The organism is Paraburkholderia sp. J11-2 (genome assembly GCF_905220185.1).
In the GTDB taxonomy this organism is placed as follows: Bacteria; Pseudomonadota; Gammaproteobacteria; order Burkholderiales; family Burkholderiaceae; genus Paraburkholderia.
Genome location: NZ_CAJMYY010000017.1, coordinates 116379 through 135504 on the forward strand (window position 1 = coordinate 116379; position 19126 = coordinate 135504).

The 19126-nt window shown below is 68.0% G+C and carries 17 protein-coding genes; 5 read left to right on the plus strand and 12 right to left on the minus strand.

Annotated features, from left to right (window positions below; all coding sequences use genetic code 11):
* Positions 1-242: 242 nt before the first annotated feature.
* Both U5A57_RS23840 and U5A57_RS23845 read left to right on the plus strand, forming a co-directional pair.
* Entirely contained in the window at positions 243-1487 is a 1245-nt protein-coding gene (locus U5A57_RS23840) for a D-amino acid dehydrogenase (protein ID WP_321914097.1), read from the plus strand.
* The gene (locus U5A57_RS23845) at positions 1484-2269 is read left to right on the plus strand and encodes an aspartate/glutamate racemase family protein (protein WP_321914098.1); all 786 of its coding nucleotides are present in this window, start codon (positions 1484-1486) and stop codon (positions 2267-2269) included. The genes U5A57_RS23840 and U5A57_RS23845 overlap by 4 nt, the downstream gene beginning before the upstream one ends.
* A 16-nt stretch (positions 2270-2285) precedes the next feature.
* On the opposite strand, the gene U5A57_RS23850 is transcribed toward U5A57_RS23845, so the two are convergent.
* The 12 genes from U5A57_RS23850 to U5A57_RS23905 all read right to left on the minus strand — a co-directional run bounded on the left by U5A57_RS23850 (position 2286) and on the right by U5A57_RS23905 (position 16591).
* Complete coding sequence (locus U5A57_RS23850) at positions 2286-3251, minus strand: chemotaxis protein (protein WP_321914099.1); 966 nt, start codon at positions 3249-3251, stop codon at positions 2286-2288.
* Between the two features lie 165 nt (positions 3252-3416).
* Positions 3417-5738 (minus strand): EAL domain-containing protein, encoded by a 2322-nt coding sequence (locus tag U5A57_RS23855; RefSeq protein WP_321914100.1) that lies wholly within the window; start codon positions 5736-5738, stop codon positions 3417-3419.
* Positions 5739-6024: 286 nt separating this feature from the next.
* On the minus strand, positions 6025-6318 hold the full coding sequence (locus U5A57_RS23860) for a hypothetical protein (RefSeq protein ID WP_321914101.1): 294 nt from the start codon (positions 6316-6318) through the stop codon (positions 6025-6027).
* A gap of 22 nt (positions 6319-6340) precedes the next feature.
* Positions 6341-6859 carry a hotdog family protein gene (locus U5A57_RS23865; RefSeq protein WP_321914102.1) on the minus strand — a complete coding sequence of 173 codons (519 nt, stop codon included), beginning with the start codon at positions 6857-6859 and terminating at the stop codon, positions 6341-6343.
* The gene (locus tag U5A57_RS23870; RefSeq protein ID WP_321914103.1) at positions 6856-7683 is read right to left on the minus strand and encodes a beta-ketoacyl synthase chain length factor; all 828 of its coding nucleotides are present in this window, start codon (positions 7681-7683) and stop codon (positions 6856-6858) included. The genes U5A57_RS23865 and U5A57_RS23870 overlap by 4 nt, the downstream gene beginning before the upstream one ends.
* 5 nt (positions 7684-7688) lie before the next feature.
* Positions 7689-8894, minus strand: a complete 1206-nt coding sequence (locus tag U5A57_RS23875; protein ID WP_321914104.1) for a beta-ketoacyl-[acyl-carrier-protein] synthase family protein — start codon at positions 8892-8894, stop codon at positions 7689-7691.
* Positions 8895-8931: 37 nt separating this feature from the next.
* The gene (locus tag U5A57_RS23880) at positions 8932-9792 is read right to left on the minus strand and encodes a polysaccharide deacetylase family protein (RefSeq protein WP_321914105.1); all 861 of its coding nucleotides are present in this window, start codon (positions 9790-9792) and stop codon (positions 8932-8934) included.
* A complete protein-coding gene (locus U5A57_RS23885) occupies positions 9789-12341 on the minus strand; it encodes an MMPL family transporter (RefSeq protein ID WP_321914106.1) in 2553 nt (850 codons plus the stop codon). The genes U5A57_RS23880 and U5A57_RS23885 overlap by 4 nt, the downstream gene beginning before the upstream one ends.
* Complete coding sequence (locus tag U5A57_RS23890) at positions 12341-12994, minus strand: outer membrane lipoprotein carrier protein LolA (RefSeq protein WP_321914107.1); 654 nt, start codon at positions 12992-12994, stop codon at positions 12341-12343. Before U5A57_RS23890 ends, U5A57_RS23885 begins: the two co-directional genes overlap by 1 nt.
* On the minus strand, positions 12991-14034 hold the full coding sequence (locus U5A57_RS23895; protein WP_415774052.1) for an acyl-CoA synthetase: 1044 nt from the start codon (positions 14032-14034) through the stop codon (positions 12991-12993). Before U5A57_RS23895 ends, U5A57_RS23890 begins: the two co-directional genes overlap by 4 nt.
* The gene (locus tag U5A57_RS23900) at positions 14031-15830 is read right to left on the minus strand and encodes an AMP-binding protein (RefSeq protein ID WP_321914159.1); all 1800 of its coding nucleotides are present in this window, start codon (positions 15828-15830) and stop codon (positions 14031-14033) included. Before U5A57_RS23900 ends, U5A57_RS23895 begins: the two co-directional genes overlap by 4 nt.
* 92 nt (positions 15831-15922) lie before the next feature.
* Positions 15923-16591 (minus strand): hypothetical protein, encoded by a 669-nt coding sequence (locus tag U5A57_RS23905; RefSeq protein WP_321914108.1) that lies wholly within the window; start codon positions 16589-16591, stop codon positions 15923-15925.
* A 516-nt stretch (positions 16592-17107) separates the two neighbouring features.
* Between U5A57_RS23905 and U5A57_RS23910 the strand changes: the two genes are divergently transcribed.
* The 3 genes from U5A57_RS23910 to U5A57_RS23920 all read left to right on the plus strand — a co-directional run bounded on the left by U5A57_RS23910 (position 17108) and on the right by U5A57_RS23920 (position 19125).
* The gene (locus U5A57_RS23910) at positions 17108-17368 is read left to right on the plus strand and encodes a phosphopantetheine-binding protein (RefSeq protein WP_321914160.1); all 261 of its coding nucleotides are present in this window, start codon (positions 17108-17110) and stop codon (positions 17366-17368) included.
* A gap of 41 nt (positions 17369-17409) precedes the next feature.
* On the plus strand, positions 17410-18126 hold the full coding sequence (fabG, locus tag U5A57_RS23915) for a 3-oxoacyl-ACP reductase FabG (RefSeq protein WP_321914109.1): 717 nt from the start codon (positions 17410-17412) through the stop codon (positions 18124-18126).
* A gap of 240 nt (positions 18127-18366) precedes the next feature.
* The gene (locus U5A57_RS23920) at positions 18367-19125 is read left to right on the plus strand and encodes a glycosyltransferase family 2 protein (RefSeq protein WP_321914110.1); all 759 of its coding nucleotides are present in this window, start codon (positions 18367-18369) and stop codon (positions 19123-19125) included.
* Position 19126: the final 1 nt, after the last annotated feature.

Below are 19126 nucleotides of genomic sequence, written 5' to 3' on the forward strand. Positions count from 1 at the left end.
GCGATGCCGCAACGCAGGCGAGCCCGCGCGGTCAGTTAGCGAAACGAAATAATTCGTCCGGTGCGATGCCCTGCAGGACTCGCTCGCTCATGGCGCGCAGCTTGCATGGGGACCGGTGCATAACGACTTATCCATGATAGATGCATGCCAGCGTTTAACTGCTATAGGGTATGCGCGTATACAAATCGCGTGCGCTTGGGGCGGCGTGAAGGTACTTTGTATACACGCATGGAGGCGCGCGAATGAAGACCATCGTGCTGGGCGGCGGCATAGCAGGCGTCACGAGCGCGTACTACCTCGCGCGCGACGGCCGCGACGTCACCGTGGTCGAGCGACGCGGGGGCGTTGCGCTCGAAACCAGTTTCGCCAACGCGGGGCTCGTCGCGCCTGGCCATTCGTACACGTGGGCTTCGCCCCGCGCGCCGAAAATCCTGCTCAAATCGCTGTTCGTCGAGGGCCAGGCGCTGCGCCTGCACCTCAGGGCCGATCCGCACATGTGGGCATGGTGCGCGCAATTCCTGGCCAACTGTACCGAAGCGCGCTCGCGCGAAAATACCTCGCGCAAGGTGCGGTTATGCCGCTATTCGCAGCATCAACTGCAAGAGGTCACGACGCGCGAACAGCTCGAATACGACCGTATCAGCCGCGGCCTGCTCTATCTCTATCGCGACGCCGCCTCGTTCGAACGCGGCCGCGCTCACATGTCGATCCTCGTCGAAAACGGCCTGCCGCTCGAAACGCTCGACGCCGCGGCCGTCGCCGCACGCGAACCTGCGCTCGCCCACGCGCGCGAGCGCATTGCCGGCGCGATTTACTGCCCGAGCGACGAGAGCGGCGACGCGCACCGCTTCACGCGCGCGCTCAAAGAGGTTTGCGAACGTATGGGCGTGCACTTCGTGTTCGACGCCCCGATCGAGGCCATCGAAGCCGCCGGCGACCGCATTACCGGCGTGCATACGCGCGCCGGCGTGATCCAGGGCGACGACTACGTGCTCGCGCTCGGCTCCTGGTCGCCGATCCTCGCGCGGCCGCTCGGCTACCGCATCGCGATCTATCCCGTGAAGGGCTATTCGGCGACGTTCCCCTGCGGGCCCGAACATCGGCCGCCCGACATGGGCGGCGTGGACGAGAATCACCTCGTGGCGTGGGCGCGATTCGGCGCGCGCCTGCGCTTCACCGCCACCGCGGATTTCGCGGGCTACGACACGCGCCATACGCCCTCGGATTACACGTCCATGATGCAGGCGGCACACGAACTCTTTCCTCAGGGCGCCGACTACACGCAGCCGACCTACTGGGCCGGGTTGCGCCCGATGACGCCCGAAGGCACGCCGCTGATCGGCCGCACGCGCCATCGCAACTTCTTCCTGAACACGGGGCACGGGCACATGGGCTGGACCATGTCGTGCGGCACCGCGAAACTGCTCGCGGACATCATGGCCGGGCGCGAACCCGAACTCGACATGACGGGACTGACGCTGAGATGAACACTACCGCACCGCCGCAAGATCACGAGGACGCCTACACGAAGCTCGATTTCGCGCTCGACGGCGGCATTGCCCGCCGCGCCGCGATTGGCCTCGTCGTGCTGGCCACCGACCATACGATCGAACACGAATGGCGCGACTTGTTGCGCCAGCCGGGCGTGGCGTTCTACGAGAGCCGCGTGGAGAATTCGCCGGACATCACGCCGCCGCGTCTGGCGGAAATCGAAGCGCGCATCGCCCCGGCCGTGAGCCTGCTCTTGCCCGGCGAGCGGCTGGACGTGGTGGCGTTCGGCTGCACCTCGGCTTCGATGGTCATAGGCGAAGAGAAAGTCGCTTCGCGCATTCACGAGGCACGGCCCGGCATCGAATGCACCACGCCGATCACGGCGGCGCTCGCCGCGCTGCGCGCACTCGACGTGCGCCGCGTGGCGCTGCTGACGCCCTATGTGCGAACGATCAACGACTTCATGCGCGATTACATCGAGGCGCGCGGCGTGGCCGTCACGCGCATGGCCTCGTTCGAGCATGCGAACGACAACGAGGTGGCACGCATCGACGCGAGTTCGATTCGCAGTGCGATAGACAGGCTCGCGCGCCACGACGACGCCGACGCGGTGTTCGTCTCGTGCACGAGTCTGCGCGTGGCCTCGCTGGTGCCGGAGATCGAAGCGCAGACCGGCAAGCCCGTGCTGTCGAGCAACTACGCGATGGCCTGGCACGCGCTGCGGCTCGCAGGGGTGCGGGATAGCGAGCCGCAGTTGGGGAGGTTGTTTGCGCGTTAGCGAGAGTCAAAGCGAATCACGCGTAAACCGGCTTCCCGGCAAGCGCGCTGCGAATCGCCCCCGCCAGATCGCCAGCGGCGAACTTGGCCACATAACCGCTCGCGCCAGCGTTCTTCACGTGCGCTTCATTCGCGGTGCCCGTAAGCGACGAATGGATCACCACGGGAATATCCACGGTACGCGGGTCCGCCTTGATCTTGCGCGTGAGCGTGAAGCCATCCATCTCCGGCATTTCGAGGTCGGTCAGCACGAGCGCAATGCGATCCTTCGCCCGCACGCCGTCGCGCTCCGCGCTCGTCGCGATCGCGTCGAGCTGTTTCCATGCTTCGAGGCCCGTCTTCGCCATCGTGTATTCCACGCCGAGCGCCTTGAGGCTCTGGCCGATCAACTCGCGCGCGAATCCCGAGTCGTCGGCGGCCAGCACCTTCGCGCCCGCCGGAATCATCGCGGGCTCGCCCACGTCCTCCGCCACGACCGCGCCGTGCTGCGCCGGGAACACGTCGCGCAGCACCTGCTCCACATCCACCACCTGCACGAGCCGCTTGCTCTCGGGGTCGTTCTCGAGCCGCGCGATGCTCGTCACGCGGTTGCCCATCGTGACATCGGCGGTCAGCACCTGGCTCCATTCGAGCCGCACGATCTCGTCCACGCTTTCGAGCGCGAAGCCCTGCGTGGAGCGCGCGAATTCGGTCACGAGCAGGATGTTCAGCCCCGTGGCCGGCTCGCAGCCCATGAGCCGCGGCAGGTCGATCACGGGCATCACCTGGCCGCGAATGTTCGCCGCGCCCAGCACGTAGGGCGACGACGCCGCGATCGGCGTGATCGCCGGCATGCTCAGGATTTCCCGTACCTTGAAAACGTTGATGCCGAAGACTTCGCCCACCTCGCTGCCCGGCGCCGCGCCGAGACGGAATAGCAAGAGTTCGAACTGGTTCGTGCTTGTCAGGCGCGTTCGTTCGTCGATTGCGAAGCCGCTGTCCATGATTCTCTCGTGTCCTTATCGTGTGCCGCTTTGTCCGGTGCGAACCGATGCTCGTGGCATCGGTTCCCTGTCTTCCGTCTACGGCCTCGCGCGGGAATTCTTGAGCCAGCTTTCAACCTGTTACTTCCGCACGACCGTGCCGTATCCGGGCACATCCACGCGCCCTCACGCGCCCTCCCGCACGTGGCCGGCGGCATGCTCGCGCAGCAGCGCCGCGCAGGCCTGGGCGCTCACCGGACGGCCGAACAGGTAACCCTGCTGCCGCTCGCAGCGCAGCGAGCGGAGAAACGAGGACTGCTCGGGCGTTTCCACGCCTTCGGCGGTCACGCGCATGCCGAGCGAATGCGCCATCGCCACGACGGCCTGGGTGATCGCCACGGAATCGCGGTTGCCCGGCAAGCCCGCCACGAACGTGCGATCGACCTTCAGATGGTGCAGCGGAAAACGCTTCAGATACGAGAGCGACGAATAGCCGGTGCCGAAGTCGTCCACCGAAATACGCACGCCAATGTCGTTGAGCGCGTGCAGCAGAGGCAGCACGCTCTGGCTGTCGCTCATGAGAATGCCTTCGGTGATCTCCACTTCGAGCGCGTCGGGCGCGAGTCCGGTACGCGCAAGACAGTCCTCGACCTGTTCGACCAGCCCGTCCGCAATCTGGCGCGGCGAAAAGTTGACCGCCATGACGAAGTCGGGCGCAAAGAGGCGCCGCCACTGCGCGGCCTGGCGGCACGCATGCTCGAGCACCCACTGGCCGATCGGGATGATCATGCCGGTGTCCTCGGCCACGGGAATGAACTCCGCGGGCGAGACCTGCCCCAGCTCCTCGCTCTCCCAGCGCAGCAGCGCCTCCGCGCCGATCATGCGGCCGCTTTCGCCATCCACGATCGGCTGATACACGAGGCGCAGTTCGCCCGAAGCGAGCGCGCGGCGCAGCCCCCGCTCGATCTGGAAACGGCGCTGCAGGCGCTGGCGCAATTCGGTCGTGAAGAACTGGAACTGGTTGGTGCCGCGCTGCTTGGCCGCGTACATGGCCGAGTCGGCGTTGCGGATGAGCGCGGCGGCGCTGCGGCCGTCGTCGGGATACAGACTGATGCCAATCGACGCACCCAGGTAGTACTCGTTGCCCGCCACCGCGAACGGCGCAGCGATCGCGGCGAGCACGCGCTGCGCCAGCGCGACGAGTTCGTCCACGCTCTCGTAGCAGCACACCGCGATCACGAATTCGTCGCCGCCCACGCGCGCGAGCGTGTCCGCGTCGCTCACGCAAGCGGCGAGCCGCCGCCCCACGTCGCGCAGCAGCGAGTCTCCCGCCTCGTGGCCGCCCGTGTCGTTGACCTTCTTGAAGCCGTCGAGATCGACGAAGAGGAGCGCGGGCCGCGCCGAGCAACTCGCCGTTTCGAGCAGCGTGTGCATGCGCTCGGCGAGGAACGTGCGGTTATAGAGCCCCGTGAGCGGGTCGCGCGTGGCGAGATAGCGCAGTTGCTGCTGCGCTTCGCGCACGGGCCCGATGTCGGTGAACGAAACCACCACGGAAACCGGCTCGCTTTCGCCGGGCCGGAAAATCGGCAGCACGTTCTCGCTCACCCACACGATCTCGCCATCCGCGAGTTCGAGGCCAACCGTCTCGCCGAGCACCGGCTTGCCCGTCTTGAGCGCCTGCATGCTCGGGCGCTTCGAGATGGGCAGCGGCTTACCGCTTTCGTCGAGCACGCGTGGAATCACCTTCAGGATGCTCAGGCCGATGGCGTGCTCGGGCAGCCGCAGCATGCGCCGCGCGCTGCGGTTGCAGGCGAGCACGGTGTCGTCGCGGGCCTGCATCACGATGCCTTCGTTGAGGTGATCCACCACGAGCCGATGATGCTCTTCGCTCAGCGCGAGACGCTCGGCCATGGTCTGCTGGTTGAGCATGGCCGCGACGCTGCTGGCGATATCGCACAGCAACGCCTCCTCGGCCGCGGTGGGCCGCCAGGGCCGGCTCTGGTACACGGCGAGCGCACCCATCACGCCGCCACTGTCGTCGTCGAGCGGTGTGGTCCAGACTGCGCGCAGGCCGCTGTCGAGCGCGATGCGGCGGTACTCGCCCCATTCGTCTGCGCGTTCGAAGTCGTCGACGCAAACCGTGCGCCGCTCGTGGATTGCCGTGCCGGACGGGCTCGTGCCGGAACCGACCGGCGTGCCGTCGAACGCGGCGTGATACTGCGCCGGCAAGGACGGCGCGCTGCCGATGCGCAGGCGCCGGCCGTCGCCGTCCAGTTGCAGGATCGCGCAGTTCGCGCCCTCGCCCAGCAGCCGTTCGGCGCGGCAGCAGACCTCCGCCAGCAGTTCCGGCAGCGGCATGCTGCGCGACACCAGCCTGAGTACGTTTCGCTCTTCAGCGAGCGCCGCATCCGCTCCGCTCACGGCCTCGCTCGATTCTTTCGACACCTCCGACTGACCGCCCCGTGATCCCGCTGCGCCGAACGCTCCCGCCGCCTGGGAATAGACCATACCTTCTTCCCCTCTTCTTGCCGCAGTGCGTGTGATGCACGTCGCGCCCGCGGCCGGCCCGATCTTTGTTGTGGTGTGAGGCGCACCGTTCGCCGCGAGGCGAGCGATGACGCCGCCCCTGCATTAACGGCAGGGGTGGCGGTATCTTGAAGTGTTGAGTGGGAACGCCGCGAGGCGGATTACAGGGCGCAGACGGGAAGGCGCGCCGAGTGGACCGACGCGCGCGAAGCGTAGGTACGCGCGAGGGTAAACGCCTACGAATGCCCGCGCGTAGCTGAAAACCGCCTTACGCCTGGCTCTTCTCGCTGCTTTCGCTGCTGCCGTCCTTATGGAACACGCGCTTGGTCGCACGCTTCGTGGCCTCGTAGCCTTCTCGCGACACATGCGCGATGCCGTGGCCCACTGTCTTCGCCGCATTCGCGGTGGCGTGGCCGAAGTCGCGCGCGGCGTGGCCGGTTTTCGTGGCCGCTTCCTTCGAGTCGTGCTTGATGTTCTCCTTCACTTCGTGAAGGTCGGCGTGCGCCATCGTGCTGGCCATGCCCAGCACGAGCGCGGCAAGTATGAACCGTTTGGATTTCATCGTCGGGCTCCCTTTTGTATTGTCATCGAATGACTGCGGACGCGTCGAGCATGACCGCCGCGCGTCCCGTCAACAGCACGCGGCCCTCGCCGCGCAGCGTAAAACCATAGAGGATCGTGTTGCCGCTGCCGCTCACGCGCTCGGCTTCGATCGCGAGCGGCATAGCGAGCGTATCGAGGCGGTCAACGTGCGCAATCACGTTGCGCACGCTAGCAAGAAAACCCACGCGCGGGCGGTCCGCCGCTGCACCATCCATTGCACCGAGCAACGCGCCGTGCACCGCCATCGCCTGCGCGGCATATTCCACGCCGCATACCGCCGCGAGACGGCCGCGCGAGCGCAGCGGATTGTGTGGATCGCGATGGCTCGTTGCCGTGCAACGGATATGTGTTTCGTCCCACGCTTGCACGCCATCGAGCAGGCACATCGCGCCGCTATGCGGTATGCGCGCCGCGATCCATGCGCGGTCGATCGGCGCAATCGTCGCGGCGCTCGCGATCACGTCCGCGAGGCTACCCGGCAGGGCGGCTTGCGTCGTCATGCGCCCTCTCCAAACGCACCCGCGGGCGCCACGTCGATTTGCACGCGCAATTCGGGCAAATAGTCGATAACCACGCTTGCCGGCCGGCCGGACTTCTCCATGCACGCCAGCGCTTCGAGCAACGGCAGCGCACGCGCGGCGGGATTGTTCGTGCGCAGCGCTTCGAGTTCCGGCGAGGCAAGCGGCGTCGCGAGCGCTTCGGTGAGCGTCACATCGAGCCGCGCGATCGTCGCCCCGCTCGCCTGCGGCGCAAGCACGAGCGCCACGCCAAATGCATCGGCCACGGGACGCAGCGCGTGCAGTGGCTCGGGATAGTCGGCGTCGTAGGCGATCAGCAAGGTAGGCACGCCGTCCACGGCCACCTGGCACGCGCTTTCGATCAGTCCCGCTGCGAAGCTGCCGTCGTGCGCGCACAGCACGTTCGACGTGGCCTGGTCGCGTGTCGCGATGCTCCAGTAGCCCGCCGGCGCGTTGTGCACCGAGTTGTGAAAACGCGTAGGCGAAAGCAGACGATCCTCGCCGGCAAGCGCGTCGCAGATTATGTGGCAGTTCTGACCATCTCCGCCCGAAGCGGCGAACACAGTGGCCAGCGTGGTGGCGTCGCGGCCGCTCGCCGCGACGGCTTCGTGGCCCACGGCCAGCGCGGTCTTGACGACCGCGCCGGTGCGGCGGCGCTCTGCCGCCGGCAGACCTTCCGGCGGCGGCAGCACCGTGCGTGCGCTCGCGTAGGGCGTGCGCGCGGCGAGCACGTCTGCGGCCTGCGGCCAGCTGGCAAGACCCGGGCCAATCACGCCGACGCTTTCAATGAATGCGCAAAGTCTCATGGCGGTCATCCGTGATGTGCGCGGTCCGCGCGGCCGAACAGGAGGCTGCAGTTCGTGCCGCCAAAACCGAATGAGTTGCTGAGCGCGGCACCCACTTGCGACTCGCGGCTTTCGAGCACATAGTCAAGGCCGAGCGCCGCGTCGGGCTGCGTGGTGTTGACGCCGGCGGGCACGAAGCGATGGCGCAGCGCGAGCGCCGAGATCACCGCTTCGAGCGCGCCCGCCGCACCGAGCGTGTGCCCCGTCGCGCCCTTGGTCGAACTGCACGGCGTGCGCTCGAACAGGGCGTTGACCGCGCGGCTTTCGGCGGCGTCGTTGCTCGGCGTGGCCGTGCCATGCAGATTGATGTAGCCGACCTCGCTTGCGGCCACGCCTGCTGTGGAAAGCGCCTGCGTCATCGCGGCGCGCGCGCCGAGTCCCTCGGGATGCGGCGACGACATGTGGTGCGCATCGCTCGATTCGCCCACGCCAAGCAGCAGGATGGCGTCGTCGTCCGGCGTGGCGGGCGTACGTTCGAGGAAAGCGAACGCCGCGGCCTCGCCAATCGAAATGCCGTTGCGATTCACGTCGAACGGGCGGCACGGGTCGCGCGAAAGCAGTTCGAGCGAATTGAAGCCATACAAGGTTGTCAAGCAGAGCGAATCGACGCCGCCCACCACCGCCGCGTCGATCAGCCCCGCTTCGATCATGCGGCGCGCGGACCCGAACACCTTCGCGCCCGAGGAACAGGCAGAAGAAATCGAGGTTGCCGGTCCGCGCAGGCCGAAATACGCACGCACGAATGAGGCCAGCGCGAACGGGTTGTGCGTTTGTGCGTAGTGGAAGCCCGGCCTGAGCGCGCCGCTTTCCAGGTCCCGCTGCCGGTACGCGTTTTCGGTTTCGAGAATGCCCGAGGTGCTGGTGCCGACGAACACGCCCACGCGATCCGCACCATAGCGTGCAATCGCGGCCTGAACGTGCTCGGCGAACCCGTCCTGCGTGAAGCCGATTTGCGCGAGGCGGTGGTTGCGGCACGCGTAGTCCGCGAGGTCGGCACGCACGGTCTCGCTCTCCAGGTCCGCCACCGCGCCGATCCACGTATCGAGATCCGCGCGCGCGAAGTCGCAGCGCGCGAGCCCACCGCGCTTGCCGCGCAACGCAGCGAGCGTCGCGTCGAGCCCGCGCCCGAGGCAGCTGGTAGCGGTGAAATGCGAAAGGAGGAGTGGTTTCACGTCAGTCGGTCCGTTGTCCGTTGTCGCTGCGGTGGAATCAGGGTTGACCGGCTTCGCCGTCGAGGCACGCGCGCAGTGTGGTCCACTGCAGCTGGCGTTCGGCGGCGGCGCGCAGGAGCGGCGGCAGCACGTCGAGCACGAGCGGCTCGCCGCGCGCGTCGCGCGCTGCATGGCCATCGTGCACAAGAAGGATGTCGCGCTCGGCCAGGCCATCGAGCAGGCGGTGCGTGACCGTGCCGGCGTCTTTCGCGCAGGTGTCGAAGCCGCGCCGCGTCCAGCTTGCGAGGCGCAGGCCGAGGCCGCACAGCACCGGCTCGAGGAACGGATTGCGCAGGCCCGCCGGTGCGCGGAAGAAGCGCGGCGGCGTACCCGCGATTTCGGTGAGCGTGCGCTGCGCCGCCTCGATCTCGCGCTTCATCGCGAGCGGCCCCGATAGGGAAAATGTATGCCGATGGCGCTGGCTATGATTCTCGACGGCATGGCCGCGCGCCACGATCGCCTCCACCAGATGCGGGTAGCGTTGCGCCAGATCGCCGATGCAGAAGAACGTTGCGCGCGCATCAAACCGGTCGAGCAGGTCGAGCACACGCGGCGTCACTTCGGGGTCCGGACCATCGTCGATCGTGAGCGCGATACGCTGCCCCGCGTGCTCGGGCAGTCGCGTCCAGTTCGGGCCGAGCAATGCGCTGCGCGGCCACAGGCCCGCGGCAGTCAGCGCGAGATGCGAGGCGACTACGCTACCCGCGGCCCACGGCCACGCACCCGGATGCGCAACCAGGCCGGCGGCCGCGCCCGCGTGCACCGCTGCCGCTGCGCCAATGAACGGCGAAGGCTTCCAGCGGCGCGCCGTAGCGGTCGCGGCCTTCACGCGCGTAGAGGGCAACGAAGCCGAGTTCATGCGCGGCCTCCGTGCGGGTGGCTCATGTGCGTGCGTTCGGTGCGCGGGCTGGCCGCCTGCCGCTCTTCGGGGTTATCGGCAGCCCTATGCGCCTCGTCGCTCCCGCGTACGAGCGGCGGCGCGAGAATCGCCGCGAATATGAGCGCGAGCATCGCGCCCGGCCCAACCGTGAGCCCGAACGTTTCGAGCAGCGGCACGTGCGAGAGCGCGAGCAGGCCAAAACCCGCTACCGTCGCGAGATTGGCAACGAGCAGCGAGACGAGCGTGCGCGGCGTGATGCCCGCTTCGTCGTCGCGCTTGCAGAAGAACAACGCATAGTTCGAGCCCACCGCGACGATGAGCAGCATGCCGATCAGGTGCAGGATGGTGAGCGATACGCCCGCCAGCGCGAATCCCGCCGCCACCACCAGCACCGCCGCGACGAGCGGCGCGAGCGCACGCGCCGCGCGCGAGAACGAGCGCAGCGCGAGCGCCAGCAGCACGACAATGACGACAAAGCCCGCGAGCGAGAGGCGGATGTCTTCGTGCACGTAGTCGAGGTACATGCGGTCGGCTTCGGTCTTCAAGTCGACGAACAGTGCGCCCGGCACGTTCGCACGCGCGACGGCGTCGCTCACGGTGCTGGCGTCGAGGCTCGGCGTGTTCGCGGCCTGCGTGGCCTGTGCGCCCAGTGAATGGCGCGGCGCGCGCAAGGCGAGCATGGCGTTCCACTGGCCGTCGCGCTGGGTCAGGAGCGCGTCGACGGCGAGTGCCATCGACGTGCCTTTGAGGTCCGTGCGCGTGACGAGCGGCGCGTTGCGCGCCGCCTCGACATCGGCGAGGAAAGGCGCGAAAGCGTCGGGTCTCACGTCCACTGGCTGGTTCTTGATTGCCTCCTGCATGCGTGCTGCGAGCACGTCCTTCTCCGGCAGGCTCGCCAGGCGCGCATGCTGCGTGGCGTCGCTCGGCAGGTAACGCGCGGGGCTCTCGAAGCCGCCCAGCAAGCCACGCTCGACGAGCGGCTGCAGTTGCGCCCCGACCTTCTCCGCGCCTTCGAGCGCGGCCTGCTCGCTCGCGGCCGGAATCACCACGAGATAGCGCACGTCGGGCGCACCCACGTCCGCACGCAGGCGCGTGTCGAGCGCCTGGCTCGCGGCGGGCACGGGGCTCAGGGAGGCAAGCTCGTGGCTCCAGAGGTCGTCGCGATGCAGCCAGAGCGAAGCGACACCCGCGAGCACAAGTGCCGCGAGCGGCCAGCGCAGACGCGGCGCCGCGTGCGCAAGCCGCGCGAGCACCGCGCCGATGCGCGAAACGTCGCGAATCGCCACGGCGCCGCCGCACAACTGCGGCAGCACGAAGCGCGTCACGAGCGCGGCGCTCACGAGGCCCGCAATCGAATAGAGCCCGAGTTGCACGAGGCCCGGAAAGCCCGAGAACAGCATCGTCGCAAAGCCGCACACCGAGGTGAGCACGCCAAGGCGAATGGTCGGCCAGTAGGCGGCAAGCCATGCACGCATGGTGTCGCGGCTCTGCGGCGCGCCACTCGGGCCGCCCTGCGACGACTGCACGAACAGATAGATCGAGTAGTCCACCGCCTCGCCCATCAGCGTCGTGCCGAAGCCGAGCGTCAAGCCATGCACCGTGCCGAACACGAGCGATACCGTGGCGATGCCCGCCGCCACGCCCGAAAGCACCGGCAACAGGCCGAGCGCCAGCGTGCGCGGCGAGCGGTACAGCGTGAGCAACAGTGCGACGATCAGCACGAGGCTCAAGGTGGAGAGGCGCTCCACGTCGTGGCGGATGGCGTCGCGCGTGGCGACGCCGAACACGCCGGGCCCCGTCAGCAATACCTGGTAGGCCGAAGCATTGGGCAAGGTGCGCGTGGCGGCAGCGAAGGCCGCGCGCACAGCGTCGATGGCATGGGCCTGCGCGTCGGTGTCGGAGCCGGCGGCGGCAGTTTGCGCCACTAGCACGGCGCGCCGGCCGTCGCGCGAGGCCCATACGCCGCCGCGGCTCTCGGGCTGCGACGCGCTGTCGAGCTGGCCGAGCATCGCCGCCACTTCGCCGGTGGGATCGCGCGGCAGCAGGTCCTTGGCAACCAGCCCGGCCGAAGACGTCAACAGATCGAGGCTCTCGCCCAGCGCCTCGTGCAGCCCCTGTTGCGTGAAATGTTGCGGCGTGACCGCGGGGCTCAGCACGTAGCGGTGCGAGAACATGAACTGCTCGTCACGTGCGTCGTTCTGGCCCGAGCCGTTGTGAATCGCCACGAATTGCGGGTCCGCACGCAAGGTCGCCGCCACGCGGCGCGAGAGCGCGGCGCGCGTGCTCTCGTAGCCGCCGTCGATGCCAATGAGAATGAGCCGCGAAGCCAGACCGTCGCGCAGTTGATCGACGAGCACTTGCTGCGTGGGGGTCGGCGAGCGCGGCAGGAACGCCGAGAGGTCGGCGGTGAAATTCGCGCGCCCGATCGCCACCGCGCACGCAACGAGGCACAGCAGCCACACCGCGACGGCGCGGCGCTGCGCGAGCGCGAAGCCGCGTGCGAGGAGCGGATGGGCGCGCGGGTTCATCAGTTCGTGTCCGCGGAAAGGGCGTGCAGGCGCATCACCGAATGGTCGCCGTCGGCCTGCTGGATCGAGACGCTGCGCATCGCGTCGCGCGTGCCGTCTATCGTGATCGTGCTCACCACCTTGCGCATGCGCGAGTCGAGCGGCGTGAGCGTGAGCGTCCAGTCGTCGCCCTCACCCGCGAGCGCGACCTTGTAGACCTGTTCCAGCGCGAAGCGGTTGCCCGCGAGCGTCGCACGGATGCTTTCGATGAACGCGCCCAGCTCCGGATAGCGCGCAAGCGCGAGCGTGTATTTGTGGTTCTCGCGCTGCACGGTCAGCATGTCGCCGTCCACCACGAGGTGTTCGGGCTTCGGGTTCTGTGTGATCTTTTCCAGATGGTCGGGCGCGACGAACACGAGTTCTCCTGACGATTCCACGGGCTGCGTGGCGATCGAGAGGTATTTCGTCTCCGTGAAGCTCGCGCGACCGGACTTGCGCTGCGCCAGCGTGGACATCAGGCGGTCGAGCGTCCATGCCGGTTGCGCCGATTCCGCAGCCTGCGCCTGCACGACCGGCGCGCCCGCCGTCACGATGAAACCGCTGAGGAAAGCGGCGCTCGCCAGCGCGCGCAGGCAGCGCGCGCGTAACCTTGGGGAACGGTGGATCGCGCTCATGCGTCGGTCACCTCGTGCACGGGAAGCTCGGCGTGAGGTCGCGTTTCACGGCGGCGCACCGGGGCCGGCGCGCGGGATGCAGCAGTTGCCGCCACAGTTGTGGATAGCGGCGCGCCGACACTCGCGCCCTGCTTGCCGCCCTGCCAGAAGTCGTAGTAATTGAACCAGTTGTACGGCGCCTTGCGGCAATAGCGGTCGAGCAGCGTGACGTAGCGCACGAGCGCGGCGTCGATCGCGCGCTGGCGCGCTTCGCGCGGCACGTCGGTGAAGTCCGCCAGCGTTTCGAAGTGCACGTCGTAGCGATTGCCGCCACGGTACAGACCGGTCATGAAGAGCACCGGGCGCTTGAGCATCGCGGCCATATAGAGCGGTCCGAGCGGGAACGCCGCCGGCTCGCCGAGAAAACCCATGCGCCGCATGGTGGCCGTGTCGTCGGCAAGCAGCGTGCGGTCCGCGAGCATGCCCACCATGCAGTTCTGGTCGAGACGCTCGTGCACCTTCAGCATCGAGCCGACCTGGCCTAGCCCGATCACTTCGGGCTTGGCCGCAGGATTCACGGCGGCGAGCGTCGCGTTGATCTTCTGCGCGTTCTCTTCGTACATCGTCACGACCACACGCAGATCGGGCCGCGTGCGGCCGAGCGCGCGCACGACCTCGAAGCTGCCGAGGTGCGCGCCCATCAGAAACACGCCGCGCCCCTTGGCGAGCGTTTCGTCCACGAGCGTATGGCCATGGGGGCGGATGTCGAACAGGTCGAAGCGCGCGTTGGCCAGATAAACGCGGTCGTGGATCGTCGAGGCAAACGTGAACACGTGGCGGTACACGTCGCGCCAGTGCGCCGGGCGGCCCAGCACGCGGCGCAGGTAGTCGCGCGAGGCCGCGCACGCGCGCGGCGAAAACAGCACGAAATACAGCGCGATCAGGTGCAGCAGCGCGCGGCCCGCGCGGCGGCCGAGGCGCAGCGAAAGCCACGTCATGATGCGCAGGAGCAGCGTATTGCTGCGCTCCTGCTGGTTCGCCCAGTCGGTGCGCTTCGTCATGGTCGCGCTCCGGTTTGCGCGCTTGCAGGCGCGAGCGGTCCGGCGCGGAATACGTCGCTCATCGCGTCACTGAGCACGCCGCTCGCGACATCGCGCGCGCCCGCGCGCAGCGTGAAGCGGATTGCGCCGCTCGCCGCTGCGTCCCAGGCAAGATCGAGTGTTTCGCCGGGCGCGGCCGGGCTCAGGAATTTCGCGCTGCTGAGCTTCCACGTGGCGAACGGCCGGTTCAGCGCCGTGCCGATCGCGTCGATGGCGCGATCGAGCAGCACGACGCCGGGCACGATCGGGTGGCCCGGAAAATGGCCGGGCAGCGCGGGATGATCGGCGGGAATCGCAAACGAAAGCGTGGACGCGGGTGCCGACGCGGCGCTCGCTTGCGTCGCCTCGGGGGCGCGCTTCGCGGCGCTCGCGAGGCCGCCGCGCATATGCAGCGCGACGAACGCCGCGAGCACGTCGTGGGGCAGCTTGCCGGTGTCATTGCGCGGCAGCGCGTCGACGAACACGAGCGGACGCGGCAGGAACGCACGATCGATGCGCTCGCGCAGCGCGCGCTGCAGATCGGCGAGCGGCAGTGTGGGCGCGACCACCAGCGCGACGAGGCGCTGCACGACGTCGTGGCCCGTGAGCGCATCGTGCTCGAGGTGGGCAGGCATGAAGAACACGCCGTCCTCTACGCCCGCAATCGCATTGAGCTGATGGTTGAGGTACGCAAGCGAGGTCCGCTTGCCCGCGATGTTGATGAGGTCCGCCTTGCGCCCGTGCAGCAGGAATCGCTCGGCATCGAGCAGTTCGATGGCGTCGCCCATCGGCACCGGCTCTTGCACGTGGCCGCCCGAGACCCACATCGTCGGGCCTTCGTCGTCCTGTGCCGCGCTTTCGCGCGCTTCGAAACGGACCTGCGGGAACAGTTGCCACGTCGCGCCCTTCGCGGTGCGGCGCGTCGCGATCTGGCCGGTTTCGGTGCTGCCGTAGATTTCGACGAGCGGCGCCTTCAGGCGCGCTTCCGCTTCGAGTGCGAGCTTTTCCGAGAGCGGCGCCGTAGCCGAAAGTACCAGTTCGGCCGGCGGCAGCGCGTGGCCGGTGGCGAGCAGCGCGCGCAGATGGATCGGCGAGGTCACGAGCACGCGCGGATGCGGCACCGCTTCGAGCTCACTGCGGATATCGACGGGATAGAACGGCAGCCGGTTGCTGAACGCGAAACCGCCGATCAGCGGGAGCAGCACGGTCACTTCGAAACCGTACATGTGCTGCGGCGGCACGGTGCCCACGATCGTGCAGTCGTGCGCGCTGAGGAGACCGTGGCGCTCGGCCGACGCGCGCACGCCCGCCACGAGCGCGCCCCAGGTCTTGCCGTGCGGCACCGGCGCGCCGGTGGAGCCCGACGTGAACACGTAAGCCACGATGCGCGAGGCGTCGATCTGCGGGACGGCGAACGGCGCGTCCCCAGCGGCTTCTTGCTGCGCTTCGGGCCAGGCGAAACGCGGCAGGTCGATCGCGCAGTCGGGCGCGTCGTGCAGGCAGAACGCGTCGGGCGCGAAGGTTGCGAGCTGGCGCACCGTCTCCGGCGTCTGCGTCGAGGGCAACAGGCTGACGCGGCCCGAGACGAGCGCCGCGCACACGCCCACGGTAAAACGGTAGCGGTCGCGGCAAACGTTGAACACGTGGCCGCCCGCCGGCAGCGCCGCGGCCACACGCGTGACATCGGCGAGGAAAGCGCGCACCGTGACGGGCGCGCCGTCGCGCCAGGCAATGACCTGTTCGGGCGACGTATGAAAAACGAGCGGATGAGTCTGCATAACTTCGGTCGATACGAATTCCTGTGCGGATTCCTGTGCGGATTCCTGTGTTTGGCCCTGCTTCGACTCGGGCGGGCGAGCGGCACCCATGGTCAGGAATGCTCCGCGTGCGCCGGCGTCGTGTGCCGGGTCGTCTGCCGGTAGGCGCGAATCGCGTCGAGCATGCCGGCATTCGGCTCGCCCGGCAGCGCGAAACGCCGGCAAGCATGCTCGGCGACGAACATCACCGCCACGAGCGGCAACGCCAGATAGTTGGCGAACGTCGACCACGCGACGATCGGTGCAACCGCGAACAGCAGCGTCGAAACGCCGGCAATCGCGACGAAAAAGAGCGCCCATGCGAGCGTGATGCGCCGCGTATAGCGCGCGACGGCCGGCGGGAGCGTGCCGCCATGGATCATCGTCGCGAACTGCGTGCACAGCGGCACGCGCCCCGCCGCGAGCGTGCGCCCGAACAGCAGCGCCATCGCGAGGTTGAAGCTCACATGCTCCAGATACAGCCCCCATTCAAAATGCAGAGCAAGCGGCGTGCGCATGAACCACAGCGCGAGCGCCACGAGTGTCCACAGCGGCAACAGCCACGCACGGCGCGGCGAGCGGGCGGCCGCGGCCAGCGCAATGGCGAGCGGCGGCACGAGCGCCATGGCAAGGCCGAAGCCATGCGCACCCGGCGTCGCCACCGCGTAGTGCGCGCCGATTTGCCAGGCGGCCACGGCCGCCACCCCAAGCGCCGCGCGCGCCGCCGCTGCCAGCGCGCTCATCGCTTGCCTCCGCAAAGGCGCGCGCCGCCCTGCCGTGCACATGGCGCCGGCGGGCGGGCGGCCCCGGTGCAACCCGAGGCGCAATGGCTAAGCGGACAAGGCATCTGGCAACGATCGCAAATGGCGCTGTAAGTCAATCGTAGGGCGTGGCAAGCGCGACGAATCATCATAGGAAATGCAAGTATCGGGCCGGTTTCTTGCAAGCACGCACATTTTAAGATTGGCGGGACCCGATCACCTGTCCTGCCGGCTGCCGGTTTGTAACTGAATGTTCGGAATCGCGCCAGGTAAGGCTTTTGTCCGATCCAGACAGGCCCGAAGCCGCGCAAGCATCTCGCGCGTTCCGATCCCAAAAATGCGCGCCGCCTGGCACCGACCCTCTGTAACCCTTTCGCCGGGGAGCACCGTATACGCACCGATACCCTTCACTTAGAATCCTGGTAACTTTTACATCCAACGAACCCTAAAAACGGGCAGCCGCCGCTACGGTCCGCATGCCCGGAGAGCCCACGCATGATGAACGAACTGGAACACGAGCTCGCCGCGCAGATCGTGAAAGAGCTGAATCTGGAAGATGTCTCGCTCGACGAAGTGAGCGCCGACACCCCGCTGTACGGCGAAGGCTTCGGGCTCGACTCGATCGACATCCTGGAAATCGCGCTGCTGATCTCGAAGAAGTACGGCTTCGAGCTGCGCTCGGACAATCCGGAAAACGAGAAAATCTTCGCGACGCTCGGCTCGCTGGCTGCCTATGTCGCGGCGCACCGCGTGCGGTAACGTCATTGCCGGCGCCAGCCAGGATTGATGGAGAAAAACGCATGCGTGCACTCGTGACGGGCGGCAGCGGCGCACTCGGCCAGGCCATCAGCGTTGCGCTCGCGCAAGCGGGCCACGAGGTCTGGGTGCATGCGAACCGGCGTCTGGCAGAGGCCGAAGCGGTTGCGCAGCGCATCGTCGCGGCGGGCGGCAGCGCGCACGCCATTGCCTTCGACGTGACCGACGCCGACGCGACCGAGGCCGCGCTTACGCGCCTCGTGGAAGACGCGCCCGTGCAGATCCTGGTGAACAACGCGGGCATTCACGACGACGCGCCGCTGGTGGGCATGCGGCGCGAACAATGGCGCCGCGTGATCGACGTCTCGCTCAACGGCTTTTTCAATGTCACGCAGCCGCTTCTCATGCCGATGATCCGCACGCGCCGCGGGCGCATCGTCAACATCGCTTCGATCGCTGGCGTGATGGGCAACCGCGGCCAGGCGAACTATGCGGCCGCGAAGGCCGGGCTGATCGGCGCAACGAAATCGCTTTCGCTGGAGCTGGCCTCGCGCGGCATCACCGTGAACGCCGTGGCGCCCGGCATCATCGCTTCGCCCATGGCGGAGCGCGCGTTTCCCGCCGAGCGCATCAAGCAGCTCGTGCCCGCGCAGCGCGCCGGCCAGCCCGCGGAAGTCGCGGCCATGGTGGCGTACCTGGTGTCCGACGCGGCCGCCTACGTGACGGGGCAAGTGCTCTCGATCAACGGCGGCCTGGCCTGAACACGCGGCGCGTATTCCGCCGCTGCATCCTCTGAGGAAATACGAGTGTCTGTGCAACCCTTCGACGCAAAGCGGCAGTCGCGCTCCGCGCCCGGCACAAGCACGGGCTCGAGCGCCGAAGCATCCGGTTACGAAGTCCCCGCGCACGATGCGCCGGACGTCCGCCACGGCGGTTATGCACGCGCAGCGGCGCGACCTAAAATTTTTTCAGGGTCTCACGCTGTAGAGGCACCCGCTGCCATGTCCACGCCTTCGTCCACGCATCTTGTCCTGATCCCGAGCTACAACCCCGGTGCCAAGCTCGAAGAGACGGTGCGCAGCGCGCGCGCGCAATGGAACCCCGTATGGGTCGTGGTGGACGGCAGCACCGACGGCAGCGCCGCGCGCCTGCAAGCCATGGCCAACGACGACCCCGGCCTGCACGTCATCGTGCTGCCCACCAACCGCGGCAAGGGCGGCGCGGTGCTCGCCGGGCTCGAAGCCGCCGCCGCGCGCGGTTTCACTCACGTGCTGACGATGGATTCGGACGGCCAGCACCCCACCGCGTTGATTCCCGAATTCATGGCCGCCTCGCAGGCCGCGCCTGAAGCCATGGTGCTGGGTCGGCCGAAGTTCGACGCAAGCGCGCCGCAACTGCGCGTACAGGGACGGCGCGTCTCGAACTTCTTCGCCGACTTCGAAACGTTGTGGGCCGGTATCGGCGATTCGCTGTACGGCTTTCGCGTGTACCCCATCGCGCCGCTCAAGGCGATCATGGAGCGCCAGACGTGGATGCGCCGCTTCGACTTCGATCCCGAAGCCGCCGTGCGCCTGTGCTGGGCCGGGGTGCGGCCCATCCAGATCGAAGCGCCGGTGCGCTACTTCGGCGCCGATGAAGGCGGCGTTTCGCATTTCAACTACGTGCGCGACAACCTGCTGCTCGCGGGCATGCATTTGCGGCTCGTGAGCGGGTTTGCGCTGCGCCTGCCGCGCTTGATCGGCAGGCGCCTGCTTCCCTGAT

Excerpts from the sequence above, each read along its gene's own strand:
- U5A57_RS23840 (WP_321914097.1), top strand. The coding sequence starts at position 243 with ATGAAGACCATCGTGCTGGGCGGCGGCATAGCAGGCGTCACGAGCGCG.
- U5A57_RS23845 (WP_321914098.1), top strand. The coding sequence starts at position 1,484 with ATGAACACTACCGCACCGCCGCAAGATCACGAGGACGCCTACACGAAG.
- U5A57_RS23850 (WP_321914099.1), bottom strand. The coding sequence starts at position 3,251 with ATGGACAGCGGCTTCGCAATCGACGAACGAACGCGCCTGACAAGCACG.
- U5A57_RS23855 (WP_321914100.1), bottom strand. The coding sequence starts at position 5,738 with ATGGTCTATTCCCAGGCGGCGGGAGCGTTCGGCGCAGCGGGATCACGG.
- U5A57_RS23860 (WP_321914101.1), bottom strand. The coding sequence starts at position 6,318 with ATGAAATCCAAACGGTTCATACTTGCCGCGCTCGTGCTGGGCATGGCC.
- U5A57_RS23865 (WP_321914102.1), bottom strand. The coding sequence starts at position 6,859 with ATGACGACGCAAGCCGCCCTGCCGGGTAGCCTCGCGGACGTGATCGCG.
- U5A57_RS23870 (WP_321914103.1), bottom strand. The coding sequence starts at position 7,683 with ATGAGACTTTGCGCATTCATTGAAAGCGTCGGCGTGATTGGCCCGGGT.
- U5A57_RS23880 (WP_321914105.1), bottom strand. The coding sequence starts at position 9,792 with ATGAACTCGGCTTCGTTGCCCTCTACGCGCGTGAAGGCCGCGACCGCT.
- U5A57_RS23885 (WP_321914106.1), bottom strand. The coding sequence starts at position 12,341 with ATGAACCCGCGCGCCCATCCGCTCCTCGCACGCGGCTTCGCGCTCGCG.
- U5A57_RS23890 (WP_321914107.1), bottom strand. The coding sequence starts at position 12,994 with ATGAGCGCGATCCACCGTTCCCCAAGGTTACGCGCGCGCTGCCTGCGC.
- U5A57_RS23895 (WP_415774052.1), bottom strand. The coding sequence starts at position 14,034 with ATGACGAAGCGCACCGACTGGGCGAACCAGCAGGAGCGCAGCAATACG.
- U5A57_RS23900 (WP_321914159.1), bottom strand. The coding sequence starts at position 15,830 with ATGCAGACTCATCCGCTCGTTTTTCATACGTCGCCCGAACAGGTCATT.
- U5A57_RS23905 (WP_321914108.1), bottom strand. The coding sequence starts at position 16,591 with ATGAGCGCGCTGGCAGCGGCGGCGCGCGCGGCGCTTGGGGTGGCGGCC.
- U5A57_RS23910 (WP_321914160.1), top strand. The coding sequence starts at position 17,108 with ATGAACGAACTGGAACACGAGCTCGCCGCGCAGATCGTGAAAGAGCTG.
- fabG (WP_321914109.1), top strand. The coding sequence starts at position 17,410 with ATGCGTGCACTCGTGACGGGCGGCAGCGGCGCACTCGGCCAGGCCATC.
- U5A57_RS23920 (WP_321914110.1), top strand. The coding sequence starts at position 18,367 with ATGTCCACGCCTTCGTCCACGCATCTTGTCCTGATCCCGAGCTACAAC.